The sequence below is a fragment of the Rhodococcus jostii NBRC 16295 genome (genome assembly GCF_001894825.1).
Taxonomy (GTDB): Bacteria; Actinomycetota; Actinomycetes; order Mycobacteriales; family Mycobacteriaceae; genus Rhodococcus_F; species Rhodococcus_F jostii.
This window is the reverse complement of record NZ_BCWY01000004.1, coordinates 21,467-36,822: the sequence shown is the minus strand read 5'-3', so window position 1 is coordinate 36,822 and position 15,356 is coordinate 21,467. Positions and strand designations below refer to the sequence as shown.

15 protein-coding genes are annotated in these 15,356 nt (G+C 67.1%); 8 read left to right on the top strand and 7 right to left on the bottom strand.

All coding sequences use genetic code 11. The features are described 5' to 3' along the window. Position 1: 1 nt before the first annotated feature. Together RJ1_RS04195 and RJ1_RS04190 are read right to left on the bottom strand one after the other, a co-directional pair. On the bottom strand, positions 2-1,084 hold the full coding sequence (locus tag RJ1_RS04195) for an NAD(P)H-dependent amine dehydrogenase family protein (protein ID WP_073358720.1): 1,083 nt from the start codon (positions 1,082-1,084) through the stop codon (positions 2-4). Further along, positions 1,081-1,887: an SDR family oxidoreductase gene (locus RJ1_RS04190; protein WP_073358719.1), complete on the bottom strand. Its 807-nt coding sequence runs from the start codon at positions 1,885-1,887 to the stop codon at positions 1,081-1,083. Before RJ1_RS04190 ends, RJ1_RS04195 begins: the two co-directional genes overlap by 4 nt. 95 nt (positions 1,888-1,982) lie before the next feature. On the opposite strand from RJ1_RS04190, the gene RJ1_RS04185 reads away from it, so the two are divergent. Then, positions 1,983-2,867: an aminoglycoside phosphotransferase family protein gene (locus tag RJ1_RS04185; protein ID WP_174694939.1), complete on the top strand. Its 885-nt coding sequence runs from the start codon at positions 1,983-1,985 to the stop codon at positions 2,865-2,867. A gap of 47 nt (positions 2,868-2,914) precedes the next feature. On the opposite strand, the gene RJ1_RS04180 is transcribed toward RJ1_RS04185, so the two are convergent. Further along, a complete protein-coding gene (locus RJ1_RS04180) occupies positions 2,915-4,942 on the bottom strand; it encodes a M13 family metallopeptidase (RefSeq protein WP_073358718.1) in 2,028 nt (675 codons plus the stop codon). 60 nt (positions 4,943-5,002) lie between these two features. On the opposite strand from RJ1_RS04180, the gene RJ1_RS04175 reads away from it, so the two are divergent. The 5 genes from RJ1_RS04175 (at position 5,003) to RJ1_RS04155 (ending at position 8,401) form a co-directional block, all read left to right on the top strand. After that, positions 5,003-5,353: a YrdB family protein gene (locus RJ1_RS04175; RefSeq protein ID WP_073358717.1), complete on the top strand. Its 351-nt coding sequence runs from the start codon at positions 5,003-5,005 to the stop codon at positions 5,351-5,353. A gap of 283 nt (positions 5,354-5,636) precedes the next feature. Then, positions 5,637-6,869: an alkane 1-monooxygenase gene (locus RJ1_RS04170; protein ID WP_073358716.1), complete on the top strand. Its 1,233-nt coding sequence runs from the start codon at positions 5,637-5,639 to the stop codon at positions 6,867-6,869. Next, on the top strand, positions 6,869-7,036 hold the full coding sequence (locus tag RJ1_RS04165) for a rubredoxin (protein ID WP_073358715.1): 168 nt from the start codon (positions 6,869-6,871) through the stop codon (positions 7,034-7,036). The genes RJ1_RS04170 and RJ1_RS04165 overlap by 1 nt, the downstream gene beginning before the upstream one ends. A gap of 1 nt (position 7,037) precedes the next feature. Beyond that, complete coding sequence (locus RJ1_RS04160) at positions 7,038-7,223, top strand: rubredoxin (protein WP_037226029.1); 186 nt, start codon at positions 7,038-7,040, stop codon at positions 7,221-7,223. Next, positions 7,220-8,401 carry an NAD(P)/FAD-dependent oxidoreductase gene (locus RJ1_RS04155; protein ID WP_073358714.1) on the top strand — a complete coding sequence of 394 codons (1,182 nt, stop codon included), beginning with the start codon at positions 7,220-7,222 and terminating at the stop codon, positions 8,399-8,401. The genes RJ1_RS04160 and RJ1_RS04155 overlap by 4 nt, the downstream gene beginning before the upstream one ends. A gap of 43 nt (positions 8,402-8,444) precedes the next feature. On the opposite strand, the gene RJ1_RS04150 is transcribed toward RJ1_RS04155, so the two are convergent. From RJ1_RS04150 to RJ1_RS04140, 3 genes are all read right to left on the bottom strand, one after another. Next, positions 8,445-9,623, bottom strand: coding sequence for a 4-hydroxybenzoate 3-monooxygenase (locus tag RJ1_RS04150; protein WP_073358713.1), 1,179 nt, complete (start codon positions 9,621-9,623; stop codon positions 8,445-8,447). Between the two features lie 91 nt (positions 9,624-9,714). Further along, on the bottom strand, positions 9,715-10,452 hold the full coding sequence (locus tag RJ1_RS04145; protein WP_073358712.1) for an IclR family transcriptional regulator: 738 nt from the start codon (positions 10,450-10,452) through the stop codon (positions 9,715-9,717). 16 nt (positions 10,453-10,468) lie between these two features. Further along, complete coding sequence (locus RJ1_RS04140) at positions 10,469-12,538, bottom strand: acyltransferase family protein (protein ID WP_073358711.1); 2,070 nt, start codon at positions 12,536-12,538, stop codon at positions 10,469-10,471. Between the two features lie 275 nt (positions 12,539-12,813). Between RJ1_RS04140 and RJ1_RS04135 the strand changes: the two genes are divergently transcribed. Together RJ1_RS04135 and RJ1_RS04130 are read left to right on the top strand one after the other, a co-directional pair. Then, entirely contained in the window at positions 12,814-14,091 is a 1,278-nt protein-coding gene (locus RJ1_RS04135) for an MFS transporter (RefSeq protein ID WP_073358896.1), read from the top strand. A gap of 91 nt (positions 14,092-14,182) precedes the next feature. Further along, on the top strand, positions 14,183-14,659 hold the full coding sequence (locus RJ1_RS04130; RefSeq protein ID WP_073358895.1) for a VOC family protein: 477 nt from the start codon (positions 14,183-14,185) through the stop codon (positions 14,657-14,659). Between the two features lie 57 nt (positions 14,660-14,716). Here RJ1_RS04130 and aztA read toward each other — a convergent pair whose 3' ends face one another. After that, on the bottom strand, positions 14,717-15,352 hold the full coding sequence (gene aztA / locus RJ1_RS04125) for a zinc ABC transporter ATP-binding protein AztA (RefSeq protein WP_073358710.1): 636 nt from the start codon (positions 15,350-15,352) through the stop codon (positions 14,717-14,719). Positions 15,353-15,356: the final 4 nt, after the last annotated feature.

Below are 15,356 nucleotides of genomic sequence, written 5' to 3'. Positions count from 1 at the left end.
CTCACGGGCGCGAAGCGCACAAACCACGGCCGGTGATCAGGGGCAGGTCGAGTGCGGTGACCAGTCCGGGTTTCGCCTCGACCACCGCGTGCACGGAATTCACCAGTCGCATCGCGGTGACGATCATGCCCGACACGTTGTGGTCCCCGTTCTCGCCGTGGTGGTTGAACTCGACGGTCATCATCGGCTCGCCCGTGATGTCGATCCGGTAGCACCCGTCGCCGCGGGCGGGTTTCGGCCAGTCCGGTTGCTGTTCGGGGTGGGTGCGGGTGACGTGCTCGAGGACCACCCGGGGAACGCCGTCGACCGTGCCGACGACCTCGAACCGCACCGCCGCGACCGTCCCCTTCGCGATGTGGCACGACAGAATGTCCAGGACCTCCTCGGCGGGGATCCGTTCGAACTTCTCGACCAGCGGTTCGTCCAGGGTGAGGTCCAGTCCGGCGGCGATCTGCCGTACGACGCTCCCCCACGCCAGCGACAGCACGCCCGGTTGGAACAGCATCGGCGTCTCGTCGACGGGTTTGCCGAAACCGAAGATCTCGCTCATCACCACCGGCTGGTAGTAGGTGGAATAGTCGGCGATCTCGTAGCACCGCACCTCGTCGATGCGTTGCGACAGACTCGTCATGGCCAGCGGGAGAACGTCGTTCGCGAACCCGGGGTCGATGCCGTTCACGTGGAGACTTGCGTCGCCCTGCTCACCGGCGCGGCGGATGCGGTCGACGAGATCGTCCGGGACCACACCTATCGGATACTGCAACAGGACCGGACCCGAAGACACGACGTTGATGCCGGCCTCGAGAAACGAGATCAGGTCCTCGATGGCATCGAAGATGCGGTCGTCCGTCATCGCGGTGTGCACGATGCAGTCGGGTTTCAGGGCGAGGAGTGCCGCCTTGTCGTCGGTCGCCTTCACCCCCAGTTCTTTTCCGAGTCCGGCCAACTCACCGGCATCCTTCCCGACCTTGTCCGGGTTGGACACCCACGCGCCGACCAGTTCGAGGTCGTTGCGGGCGTCGATGCCCGCGATGGCGTGACGCCCGACCGTGCCGGTGGACCATTCGACGACGCGATATGTCATGAGTTCTCTCCGAGTTCCAGATCGGGTAGGCCGAGATCGAGGTTCGGTTGGTCGAGGCCTCCGTCGACCTCGATCACCTTGCCGGTGAGGTACGACCCGGCCTTCGAGGACAGATACAGAACAGTCGCGGCGATGTCCTCGGGAGCACCGATCCGGCCGAGGGGCGTGACGCTCTCCATCCCGGCCTTGACTGCGGGATCCGACGCGACGAATTCCAGCGCGGACGTCAGCACCGATCCGACCGCGATCGCGTTGACGCGGATGTGCGGGCTGAGGTCGCGGGCGGCGAGCCGGGTGTAATGGGCCAGGGCCGCCTTGGCCGTGCCGTAGGCCAGGTAGCCGCGACCGGACAGCCGTCCCATCACCGAGGAGATACTCACGACGGAACCGCCGTCGTGGGCGAGCATGTGCGGCACCGCCGCGCGCACGAGGGTGTGCGCGGTGCTGACGTTGAAGTGGAATGCCTCTTCGAGGTAGTCCGCGTCCGTGTCGAGCAGGGCGTTGGGGATGGTGCCGCCGACGTTGTTCACGACGATGTCGAGCCGTCCGAACTCGTCCTGCGCGGCGTCGGCGAGAGCGGCGACGGCGGCGAGATCGTTCAGGTCGGCGGGGACGACGAGTGCTCGCCGACCCGCTTCCTCGACCTGCGCGGCCACCTTGTGGAGTTGGTCGGCGTGACGCGCCGAGATCACGACGTCGGCGCCGGCCTCCGCGAGCGCGACCGCCGTGGCGGCGCCGATTCCGCGGCCCGCGCCTGTGATGACGGCAACCCGGCCGTCGACCTTGAACCGATCGAGGATCACTGCGGCTCCTGAAGTAGTACCCGTCTCGCGAATGTAACAGGTTCTAGTTTGCCGGGGTGGGCGATTGCCTGATCCGGGCGAGGCACAATGCGGGTGTGCCGGATTTGGAGCTGCCGACGAACCTCGTGCGGGAGATGGACGCGTACGACGCCCCCGACGCGCCGCGCCGAACATGGCTGGCCGGGCTCCCCGCAGTCGTCGGGACGTTGGCCCGGGAATGGTCGCTGGAACTCGGCCGCCCGTTCCAGCCCGGGGGCGTCACGTCCTGGACGGCGCCCGCGCGCACCGCCGCCGGCGATCGAGTGGTGCTGAAAGTCGGCTGGCGACACGACGAGGCGCTGCACGAGGCGGACGGGCTCACGGCCTGGCACGGTGACGGCGCCGTCCGGCTCCTCGACCACCGCGTGCTCGACCACACCACCGCGCTGCTCCTCGAAGCCTGCGAACCGGGCACCCCGCTGTCCGAGGTCCGGCCGCCCGAAGAGCAGGACGTCGTGATCGCGGGGTTGCTGCGCAGGCTGTGGATCGACCCACCGGCCGACCACCCGTTCCGACCGCTCACCAGCATGTGCGACATCTGGGCCGACGAGTTCGAGGAGAAACCCGGGCCCGCACCGCGCATCGATCCGGGCCTCACGCGAACCGGGATGGACCTGTTCCGCGAACTCCCACGGACGGCGACGCAGTCGCGACTGCTGTGCACGGACCTTCACCCCGACAACGTGCTGGCCGCCGCCCGCGAACCGTGGCTGGTGATCGACCCCAAACCGTATGTCGGGGATCCGACATACGACGTGCTGCAGCACATGCTCGACCACGTCGATCGTCTCGCCGCCGACCCCGCCGGGTTCTCGGACCGGATGTCCGGCCTGCTCGACCTCGACGCCCAGCGGTTACGGCTGTGGCTGTTCGCCCGGTGCGTCGAGGGGTCGATCGACCAGCCCCGACTCGGGCATGTGGCAGCCATGCTCCGCCCGTGAGTACTTGTTAACCGCCCGCGGTTAACAAGTACTCACAGGCGCAGCATTCACCAGATCACCAGCGGAGAGCCCGGTGGGCACCCGAACGACTGTCCGAACCCGGGCACGTTCGGGACGACACCGTTGACGCGAAGATCCGACGGCGCATGCGGATCGCTGTCGAGTTGCGTGATCATGGCCTCGTCGCGGGTCTTCTCCCGCCATATTCGGGCGTAGTTGAGGAAGAAACGCTGACTCGGCGTGTACCCGTCGATCTTCTCCTCCGCCGCGCCGGGGTCGGAATCGAGCGCGGCCTGCAATGCGTCGTACGACGCGTTGACTCCACCCAGATCGGCGATGTTCTCCCCGAGTGTCAGGTTGCCGTTGACGTGAATGTCGGGCCTGCCGGGGATCGGTGTGTAGGCGTCGAATTGGTCGACGAGTTTCTGCGTCCGGCTCGCGAACTGCTCCCGGTCCGTCGGTGTCCACCAGTTCACGTTGTTGCCCTTGCCGTCGAATTGGCTGCCCTGGTCGTCGAACCCGTGCGTCGCCTCGTGGCCGATGACGGAGCCGATCCCACCGAGGTTGAGGGCGTCGTCGGCGTTCGGGTCGAAGAACGGGGCCTGCAGGATCGCGGCGGGGAAGTTGATCGTGTTGTCGCTGGGGTTGTAGTACGCGTTGACCGTCTGCGGTGTCATCGCCCACTCGGTGCGGTCGGACGGCTTGCCGATCTTCGCCAGATCGTAAGCGTGATTGAACTTGTCGGCCGCGGCGAGGTTGCCGAAGTAGTCGTCCCGGGCGATCTGCAACCCGGACCAGTCACGCCACGTGTCGGGGTACCCGATCTTGGGCACCAGTTCCGACCACTTGTCGAGCGCTTTCTGTTTGGTTTCCGGACTCATCCAGTCGACGTTCTCGATGCGCACCTTCAACGCGTCGAGAACCTGGTGGACGAGTTGCTGCGCGTGTTCCTTCGCCGCCGGGTCGAACGCCTCCCCGACATACAGTTCGCCCATCGCGTCGCCCATCGCGGAGTTCACGTCCGCGACAGCGGTCTTCCAGCGGGGCTTCTGCGCGGTACTCCCCGAGATCTGCTTCTCGAATTCGAACTGGTTGTCCCGAAACGGCTTCGACAGTCGCTCGGCCGAGCGGGACACCACCTGCGTGCGCAGGTAGGACTTCCACTGGTCGACGGGAGCGCGTCCCAGGAGTTCGTTCACCCGGGTGAAGTACGGAGTGTCGGCGAGGGAGAATCCCTGGTCGGCGGTGACTCCCTGCGCCGCGAAGAACGGCCGCCAGTCGAAAGCCGGTGTCGTCGCGTTCGCCTCGTCGACGGAGACGAGGTTGTATTGCGTCGCGGGATCACGTGCGTCCTCGGGCGACAGCGACGCCTCCGCCAGAGCCTTCTCGAGTTCGACGGCCTCAGCGGCCTGCGCGTCGTCGGCACCGATCAGTTCGAGTGACTTGCTCAGGTAGTTCCGGTAGGCGTCGAGGATCGGCGCGTACTGCGGGTCGAGGTAGTAGTCCTTGGACGGCAACGAAATTCCGGTCGGGGTGACGAAGCCGATCTGCTTCGTCGCATCCTGGAAGTCGGCGCCCGCGGTCAGGCTGAACATGATCGACCCGCCGTCGGCGGCGTCCTCGGTGAGGAACTTCGCGACGTCAGCAGAAGACGCGATCGCGTCGACCCGCGCCAATTCCGGTGCCAGTGGCGTGAATCCGGCGTCGTCGATGGACTTCTCGTCCATCGCGGATTCGTAGAGCGCCCCGATCTTCGACCGGTCCGAGTTCTCGTCCTCGCTCCCCAGATCGCCGACGGCATTCTCGGCGATGCCCCGCTGCGTGTCCAGACTCTTGTCCCGCAGCTGGTTGAAGACACCGTAGCTGGATTCGTCGTCCGGGATCGTGGTTTCCGCGAGCCAGGTACCGTTGACGAACCCGTACAGGTTGTCGCAGGGACTGATCGCGGAATCCAGTTCGCTGGTATCGAAGGCGACATCCGTGGCATCGGTCGACGAGCAACTCGCGACGCCCATCGTCAGGGTCACCCCTGTCGCCACCACCGCGATCCACCGTCTGCGCCCGATCTGCACCATTCTCTCTTCCGTCGTCCCGTGTGCGGTCTCCCTTCCAACGTACGCATCTAAGCTGGGTCGATGAGCGAACCCGGCGCGCAACGAGTGGGCGTTCTCGACGTCGTGACCTTCGCCTGTGAGATCGCGATGCTGGTCCTGCTCGCGGTCGCAGGTTGGTCTTTCGCGAACTCGACGGTCGTTCAAGTGGTGCTCGCGACTCTCCTCCCCGTGGCCGCCGCCGTCCTCTGGGGCGTCGCCATGGCACCGAAATCGAGCCGACGACTCCACAACCCCGCACGACTGTTCGCCCAGACCGCACTGTTCGCGGTGACCGGCGCGCTCGTCGCACTCGCCGGCCACCCGTGGTGGGGGCTGGTCTTCGCCGTCGCCGCGACAGCGACGTTCGCGGCGCGCTCGCGCACGCCGGAGTAGACGACTACCAGCGGTACCCGAGCAGTCCGAGAACGAACTCGAGCCAGTCGGGCAGTCCGGGATCGCGGAACATCGAGGCCTCCTCGGAACGGTGAACTGTGTCGACAGGTCTATCGGCGGCGGAGCCACCCGTGTTAGACGATCCAGATCTTGCGCACTGGCGCCCAACGTTATTTACAAATCCGCAGATTTGTATAGAACCTGGATCAGAATGCGTGTACTGTCCAAAATGAGAGTGAGCTGGTTCATACCGGCACAGCCACTGGACGAGGAGGTTCGGATAGTGACGACGTCGAATATCGGCAGGATGACGGGAGAAGCGCCACCGGAAGCGTGGCGTGACCGCAAGCGCTACCTGTGGTTGATGGGGTTGATTCCCCCGACTGCGTTGTTCCTCGCCGCAGGGCTCGTGTGGGCCTTCAATCAGCTGGGATGGTCGGCGGCAGCCTCGGTGTGGTGGTGGATCGGCGCCATGCTGCTGTTCGGGCTACTTCCTCTCCTCGACAGGTTCTTCGGACCCGACGGCCAAAACCCGCCCGAGGAGGTGATGGAACAGCTCGAGAACGACAGGTACTACCGGTACTGCACCTACGTGTTCATCCCGTTCCAGCTGGCGAGCCTGGTCTTCGCGTGCTACCTCTGGTCGGCGGACAGCCTCTCCTGGCTCGGCATCGACGGCGGCCTCGGACTGGTGTCGAAGGTCGGCGTGGCGTTCAGCGTCGCCGTCATGGGCGGCATCGGCATCAACACCGCCCACGAGATGGGTCACAAGAAGACCGAGCTCGAACGCTGGCTGGCCAAGATCACTCTGGCGCAGACCTTTTACGGCCACTTCTACATCGAACACAACCGCGGCCACCACGTCCGAGTCGCCACACCGGAGGACCCGGCGAGTTCACGCTTCGGAGAGAGCTTCTGGACGTTCCTCCCCCGCAGCGTCTGGGGAAGCCTGACGTCGTCGTGGGGGCTCGAGAAGACGCGAATGCAGCGACTCGGCAAGAGCACGTGGAGCATTCACAACGACGTGCTCAATGCCTGGCTGATGTCGGTGGTGCTGTTCGGCGCGCTCATCGCGATCTTCGGTCCGGTCGTCATCCCGTTCCTGATCATCCAGGCCGTCTACGGTTTCTCGCTCCTCGAAACCGTCAACTACCTCGAGCACTACGGATTGATGCGCCAGAAGACCTCCAGCGGCCGCTACGAGCGCTGCGCCCCGGCACACAGCTGGAACTCCGATCACATCGTGACCAACATCTTCCTGTATCACCTGCAGCGCCACAGCGACCACCACGCGAACCCGACCCGGCGCTACCAGACGCTGCGGAGCATGGACGGTGCCCCCAACCTGCCCAGCGGGTACGCCAGCATGATCACCCTCGCGTACTTCCCGCCGCTGTGGCGCAAGGTGATGGACCACCGCGTGCTCGACCACTACGACGGCGACATCACCCGGGTGAACATCCAACCCGGTAAGCGGGAGAAGGTCCTGGCCAAGTACAACGGTGGAGTTCGGTGATGGCCGCCTACCAGTGCCCGGTCTGCGATTACGTCTACGACGAGGCGTCCGGGGCACCCCGTGAAGGATTCCCCGCCGGCACCGCGTGGGCCGATGTGCCCGACGACTGGTGCTGCCCCGACTGCGGGGTCCGCGAGAAGATCGATTTCGAAACGAAGGTGGCGTGACATGAGTACCGATTTCAAGCTTTTCCGCTGCGTTCAATGCGGATTCGAGTACGACGAGGCCGAGGGCTGGCCCGAGGACGGCATCGAACCCGGCACCAGGTGGGACGACATTCCCGAAGACTGGTCGTGCCCCGACTGCGGGGCCGCGAAGGCCGACTTCGACATGGTCGAGGTCAGCCGGGCGTGAGTGCAGTGTCGAATTCCGCCACGGAACTGTCGACGGTGGTCATCGTCGGGACCGGGATCGCGGGGGCGAGCGCCGCGCAGACGCTCCGCTCGGAAGGCTTCCGCGGGCGCGTCGTCCTGATCGGAGACGAACCCTCACCGCCGTATCGGCGCCCGACGGTATCGAAGGACCTCCTGTCGGGTGCCACCCCTGCCGAGAAGACTGCGCTGAAACCGGACTCTTTCTGGCGCGAAAGAGACATTGAATTGATCACCGGTGCAACGGCAGTCGCACTCGACACCGGAACAAGATGCCTGACGCTCTCGTCCGGAGAATCACTGTATTTCGATGCTCTGCTGCTCGCGACCGGTGGCCGGGCACGCCGACTCGACGGTGTCTCCGGTGCGCACGTCTTCACTCTGCGTTCGATGGGCGACGCCGATTCTCTCCGCGAGTCGATTCGACGCACCGGTTCCCTTCTCGTGATCGGCGGGGGTCTCATCGGATGTGAGGTAGCTGCCACGGCGCGGTCACTCGGAGCGGAGGTGACCGTTCTCGAACGAGACCGGTCGCTCCTCAGTCGAATTGTGCCCCCGGAAGTCTCGACGATGATCGCGTCGCTGCACTCCGAGAACGGCGTCGACGTCTGTACGGATGTCGCACTGTCGTCGCTGGAGGCAACCGACGGCGGGACCGCCCGCGCCACCGCGGACGACGGTCGCACGTGGAGCGCCGGGACCGTCCTCGTCTCGGTCGGCGCCGTCCCCGAGGTGACGCTCGCGGTAGCGGCGGGACTGCGCGCGGACAACGGCATCACCGTCGATGAGCAGTTTCGCACGTCGGCCGACGGCGTCTTCGCGGCGGGAGACGCGGCCAACATCCCCGGTGCGCATGATGATGAGAGGTACCGTTCCGAACACTGGAACAGCGCGCAGGCACAGGGAATCGCCGCCGCACAATCCATCCTCGGGAAATCCGAGCCGTTCACCGACGTTCCGTGGGGGTGGTCGACTCAATACGGCCACACCGTACAGTTCGCCGGCGTCACACGATTCGACGACGACTACGTGGTCCGCGGTTCGATCGCCGATCGCGATTTCACGGCGGTCGCAGTGCGCGAGGACATTCCGGTCGGGGTCATCGCGGTCGGCCGTCCGAAAGAGCTCCGTACCCTGCGCATGCGGCTCCGCCGCCCGTGAGTACTTGTTAACCGCCCGACGTTAATAAGTACTCACGGGGGCGTCAGCCCAAAGGCGTGCCGACATAGTTCTCCGCGATGAGGGTGCGGCCGGCGACGGAGCGGGTGACCATGTCCAGTTCGGCGACCTGCCGCTTGTGCCCGAATCCGGTGTCGCCGGGGAGTCGGTGCAGCATCGAGGACATCCACCAGGAGAAGTGCTGGGTCCGCCACACGCGCGGGAGGACGCTGTCGGTGTAGCCCTCGAGCCCCGCCCGACTGCGGGTGGCGAAGTACTCGGACATCGCCTTGGACAGGAAGTAGACGTCGGCGATCGCGAGGTTCATGCCCTTGGCACCGGTGGGGGGCACGGTGTGGGCGGCGTCGCCGGCGAGGAACAGGTTGCCGTGCTGCATGGGTTCGCACACGAAGCTGCGGAACTGGAGGATCGACTTCTGGAAGATCTTGCCGTCCTTGATCTCCGCGCCTTCGCCGTCGACGCGGGCGTGGAGTTCCGACCAGATGCGGTCGTCGGACCAGTTGTCGACGGAGTCGTCGGGGTCGACCTGCAGGTAGTGCCGCTGCACCTCGGGGGTGCGGGTGCTGATGAGGGCGAAGCCGCGCGGGTGGTTGGCGTAGATCAGTTCCTCGGACGACGGCGGGGCCTCGGCGAGGATGCCGAACCAGGCGAACGGGTACTGGCGGAAGTGGTCGGTGCGCACGGTGGTCTCGGGGATGAGTCCGCGGGTGGACGTGCGCGAGCCGTCGCAGCCGGCGACGAGCGCGCAGGTGAGCGTCTGCTCGTTGCCGTCGGCGTCGAGGTACGTGATCTTCGGCTTGTCGGACGTGTGGCCGTGGACCTGCACGTCGGAGACGCCGAAGCGGATGTCGCCGTCGTCCTCGAGGCGGCGGGCGATGAGGTCCTTGAGGACTTCGTGCTGCGGGTAGACGGTGACGGCGCGGCCGTTCGTCAGTTCGTCGAAGTCGATGCGGTGCCCGCGGCCGCCGAACCGGAGTTCGATGCCGTGGTGGGTGAGTCCCTCGCGCTTGACGCGGTCGCCGAGTCCGGTGTCGACCATGAGGTCGACGGTGTTCTGCTCGAGCACACCGGCCCGGATGGTGCCTTCCACCTCCTCGCGGGTGCGGCTTTCGAGCACGACGGAATCGATGCCCTTCAGGTGCAGGAGATGGGACAGCATCAGTCCTGCGGGACCCCCGCCGACGATCCCGACCTGTGTGTTCATGAGCAGACTCCTCGCGTAGTTCGTGACACCAGTCACTGTCCTGCGAAGAAGCGGCCCGCAACACCCCCACTTTCACTGAGTGAAAGACGAGCTAGGCGACGCCCCGGGAAATGCCCCGCGCGGCCGCCCGGACGGCCGGGATCAGGGGCGCGGGATCCTTCTCCGCCGGAACCACGACGGACACCGCGGCCACCACCTCCCCCGTCGACCGCGACACGGGCGCGGCCACGGCCAGCGTCCCGATGTTGAGGTGTTCGCGGCACGTGACCCAGCCGGTCCGGCGAATGTCGTCGAGGGTGCTGCGCAGGCGATGTTCGGTGGTGATCGTGGACGGGGTGAAGCGTTCGAGCCCGGCGGCGAGGACAGCGTCGAGCAGGTCCGTGCCCCCGAATGCCAACAGGACGAGGCCGCCGCTCGACGCGTGCAGCGGCAGCCGGCCCCCGGCCCTGCCGACGACCGTCACGGCGCCGCGCGCCGACAGCCGTTCGATGTAGAGCGCCTCCAGATCCTCCCGGACCACGAGTTGCACGTTCTCGCGCGTCGCCTCGTACAGATCCTCGAGGTACGGCAGCGCCACCTGCCGGAGTCCGTGGGCGCGGGGCGCGAGCGCACCCAGCTCCCACAGCCGCACCCCGATCTCGTAGTGCCCGTCGTCGACGCGTTCGAGCGCGCCGTTGTCGACCAGTTGGCGGCACAGCCGGTGGACGGTGGGCAGCGGCAGCCCGGTGCGCCTACTCAGCTCCGATTGGGACAGCCGCGGCCGCTCCGACGTGAACGAACCCAGCACCAGGAAGGCACGTCCCAGCATGCTGCGGTCGTCTTCGGACATGCCGTCAGTATCCCGGTCACCACCAGCGGGTGGCCATGCCGATCTGCCGGTCGAGTTCGGGGACGAGACTCCGGACGTAGGTCGCGGAGAGGTGATGCGAATCGTGGTACACGAGGATGTTTCCCTGCACCGCACGGCAGATCGCGACGTCACACACGGCGTCGGTGAGGTCGAGCGGATACACCGACGGCAGGTCACGGGCCGCCTCGAGCGTGGGATTGTCCGGGGCGAGGACATCGTCGCGGGGCATTCCGCAACTGTCGGCGTCGCCGCCGTCGGCCAGGCAGTCGACGGCCGAATACGGGACGCCGTCGTCATGCAGCCACGGGGTGTCGCGGATGCCGAGGAACGGGAGCCCGAAGTCCGCGAGCCGCGCCCACAGTCCCACGTAGTCGTCGGGCGTGACGTCGCCGGCGCCCTCGTCGTTGGGACGTGAGGACGTCGAGAACACCCAGTCCGGACGGTGATCGCGGAGCCGGTCGAGGATGTCGCGGGACCAGTCGCCGCAATCGGGATACGGTTCGCCGGCGAGCAGCGGGACGTCCGCGACGGTCAGCGGGCACCCCATCTTCAGGTACGTCTCGACGCGGACCCCGCGCTGCTGCCCGATGCGGTCGAGCGCCGGCACCCAGTGTTCGGCGTGGGAACTGCCCACCACGGCGATGGTCCGTTCGGCGGACGCGTCGCCGTACACGCAGGTGACGACGTCGCGTGTGCTCAGGTCGGAGATGCAGCCGTCGACGGTCGGCTGCGGCAGGTCACCCGACGCTTCGAGCAGGGTGGGTCGCATGTCCGTGCGCGGCGCGAATGCGCCATCCGTCAGCGACGCCGCGCCCGGGTACAGCCACGGGTCGAGTTCCCCGACCCGCGCGGTCGTCTCGGGGTTGCGGACGAGATACGCGTGCCACCCGGACGCCGCGCCGACGACGGCGACGCCGAGGACCGCGACCAGTGCGGTGAGCAGCCGCCTCGGACGGGCCCCGGTCTGGAACCGCGCTTCGATCAGCCGCTGTGTGAGCCACGCCAGCACCAGCGACACGACGATCACCGCGAGCCCGCCGAGCGCTCCGACCGCCGGTCGCTCCCGCCACGTGAGGTAGAAGATGAGGATCGGCCAGTGCCACAGGTACAGCGAATAGGCCAGACCACCGAGTACGACGAACGGACGGGACGCCAGCATCGTCACGACCCCCGGCTGGTCGGAGCCACCGCCCGTTCCGGCGAGGATCAGCGCCACGGCCGCGCCGACCGGGATCAGCGCCGCCGGGCCGGGGAACAAGGCGGCGCCGTCGACGAAGAAACCGCACCCGAGCACGACGGCGAACCCCGAGACCGCGAGAATCGCGCGCCACCCGCGGGACAGGGCGACACGGTGCACGACGAGCGCGAGCAGCGCACCGGCGAGCAGTTCCCACAGTCGCGCGAACGTGTCGAAGTACGCCCACGACTGCCGGTCCTGCGACAGCGCTGCGGCATACACGAACGACGCCGCGAACCCCGCGCCGAGGACGCCGCCGAGCAGGGGGCGAACGAGTCCGATCCGGCGACGGCACGTCCAGGCCACACCCGCGACGACGGCGAGGGCGAGGAGGTAGAACTGCCCCTGCACGGACATCGACCACAGGTGTTGCAGCGGGCTGACCGAGGCGTCGGCCGCGGCGTAGTCGGACGCCGTCCGGGCCAGCTGCCAGTTCTGCACGTACGACAGCGACGCGAGGAGTTGATCCGCGATCCCCGACCACTGGGTGAACGGACGCTGGACGACGGTCACGACTGCTGTCGCGGCCGTCACCACCACCAACGCAGGCAGCAGCCTCCGGGCGGTGCGCCGCAGAACGGCGGGGATCGACAGCCCGGAGTCCGCGCCCACGCGTCGCACGAGCATGCCGGTGAAGAAGAACCCGGAGAGCACCAGGAAGATGTCGACGCCGCCGGACACTCGCCCGAACCACACGTGGTAGACGACGACCAGCACGATCGCGATCCCCCGCAGTCCGTCGAGGTCGTACCGATAGCGGCCCGCCACCGTCGGCGGCGCGGCAGCGTGGCGCGGACGGCTCGTAGCCACCTGGTGGTTGGTTCTCACAGTCCGTCCTGGCTCATCGACTCGGTACCCGGTCGATTATCCACACGGGGTTTACCAGTTCTTGACCAACCCGAGCAGCGCCGGATGTCGCATCGGTCTACTCGGACGGCACCGCGGTGACATTGGGCGAAGGCCCAGGACGGTCGGACCACCGGAGTGTGGACTGGCCGATGTTTGACAGGCAACTATGGCCCGCCACACAATGAGTGCGCGTATAGAACTAGGGTTCGCATCGCGAACACCCCATGCGGACACCGCCGAATCTCGAGGACATCATGACCACTTCCCAACGAAGCGCCGCCCGCGCCTCCACCGCCCTCTGGGTCGCGCCCCTCTGCTGGGTGGCCGTGCTGCTCGACGGATTCGACCTGGTGGTCCTCGGCGCCGTCATCCCTTCACTCCTCGACTACGAGGACTGGGGTCTGTCCACCGGAACGATCACGTTCATCTCGACCTTCGGCCTGGTCGGCATGACGATCGGCGCGCTGGTCATCGGCACGCTCACCGACGTCATCGGACGCAGGCGCGCCCTCTTGTTCGCGGTCGCGGCGTTCTCCGTTCTCACGCTTCTGTGCGCGGTGGCACCCAACCCGTTCGTCTTCGGGCTGTTCCGCTTCCTCGCGGGGGTCGGACTCGGCGGCGCACTGCCGACGGCGCTGGCCCTGGTCAACGAGTTCTCGAAAAGGCAGGGCGGCGGCTCCGCGTCGACGCTGCTGATGACCGGATATCACGTGGGTGCGGTCGCGACCGCTGCCCTGGCGATCGTGCTGATCGAGCCGTTCGGCTGGCGTTCGATGTTCGTCGTCGGCGCCCTGCCCGCGGTGGTCCTGATTCCGCTGATGCTGCGATACCTTCCGGAGTCCCCCTCGTACCTGCTGGCGCACGGCAAGCGCGCCGAGGCCGAGGCCGTCGCGAAGCAGTACGGCCTGGAACTGGAAGCGGCGCCCGCCGCCGACGCTCCCGTCGCGGCCTCGGCCAACCCGGTGCGCGCCCTGTTCTCACGTCCGTTCGTGCGCAACAGCATCGCTATCTGGGTCACCTCGTTCATGGGGCTGCTGCTGGTCTACGGACTCAACACGTGGCTGCCGACGATCATGCGCGAGGCGGGCTACAACCTCGGCGCGTCGCTGACGTTCCTGCTGATCCTCAACGCGGGCGCGGTGGTCGGACTGCTGATCGCGGGCGGCGTCGCCAACAAGATCGGCCCGCGCACGGCGGCCATCATCTGGTTCGCCGGGGCGGCCGTGTTCCTCGCTCTGCTGAGCGTCAAGGTGTCGTTCGGCATCTACGCCCTGGTGTTCCTCGCCGGTTGCTTCGTCTTCAGCGCTCAGGTCCTCGTCTACGCGTTCACGAGCGCCAACCACCCGCCGCAGATCCGCGCGACCGCGCTCGGCTGGTCGGCCGGTGTGGGCCGGGTCGGCGCGATCTGCGGCCCGATCCTCGGCGGTGTACTCCTCGGCGCGGGCTACGCGGTTCCGTGGGGCTTCTATGCATTCGCCCTGGTAGGGCTGTTCGGAGCCATCGCCATCTCCTCCACCCGGACGGTGCGCTGAACTCCTGACAGCCGTTCGATGAGTTTCGGGCGTGGCCGCGGTCTATATCGGCGAGGATGAATCGACGAGGATCCGCGAGAGGAACTGCGCCATGAAACCGATCACCCCCTGCCTGTGGTTCGACACCGACGGTGAAGAGGCCGCGAAGTTCTACACGTCCCTGTTTCCGAATTCGCGGATCACGGAGGTCACCCACTACGGTCCGAACACTCCCGGTCCAGAGGGGGCGGTGTTGACGGTGTCCTTCGAGATCAACGGGCAGCCGTTCATCGCGCTCAACGGCGGCCCGCAGTTCACGTTCGACGAGGCCATCTCTTTCGAGATCCTCTGTAAGGACCAGGCGGAAGTGGACCGGTACTGGGACGCCCTCACCGGCGACGGCGGCGAGGAAAGCCAATGCGGTTGGGTCAAGGACCGTTTCGGCGTCTCCTGGCAGGTGGTCCCCGAGCGGCTGTACGAACTCATGCGCGACCCGGACACCGAGAAGGCGCAGCGCGCCATGCAGGCCATGCTGAAGATGCGCAAACTCGACGTCGCCGAACTCGAGAAGGCGTTCGAGCAGGCCTGACGCCTGCCGACGAGAAGGTGGACGGCATGAGCGCGGACCCGGACGGCAACAAGCTGGTCATTGTCGAAGTGGGGTGAGCGGCACCCCTGACGACAGGGTCAGCACCCGGTCGGCGCGTTCCGCGTCGCGGGTTTCGTGCGTGGCGACGACGACGATCGCACCCCGCGCGGCCTCTTCGTCCACGACGTCGCCGATCACGGCGCGGGCCTCCGCGTCGAGGCCGGTGGTGGGTTCGTCGAGGAGCAGGAGGTCGCCGCGCTGCACGAGCGCCTGCGCGAGCAGCGCACGTTGACGCTGCCCGCCCGACAGTGCGCCGATCCGCCTGCGGCCGAGGTCCGCGAGACCAAGCCTGTTCAGCGCCTCGTCGACGGCGTCGCGGTCGACGGAAGTGAGCGGTCTCCACAGCCCGCGCCGCTGCCAGGCTCCCATGGCCGCCACCTCGCGCACGGTCAACGGCAGCTGATCGCTCACCGCATTGCGCTGCGGCACATATGCCGTGCGCAACCCGTTGGTCCCGTCGATCCGGCCCGACGTGGGACGCACGATGCCGGCGAGGCACTGCAGGAGCGTCGACTTCCCCGAACCGTTGTGCCCCACGACAGCCGTGACGGCGCCCGGCGCGAGGCACACGCTCACGCCGTTCAACGCCGGGGTCGAGCCATACCGGACCACAATTTCGCTTACGACAATCATTATC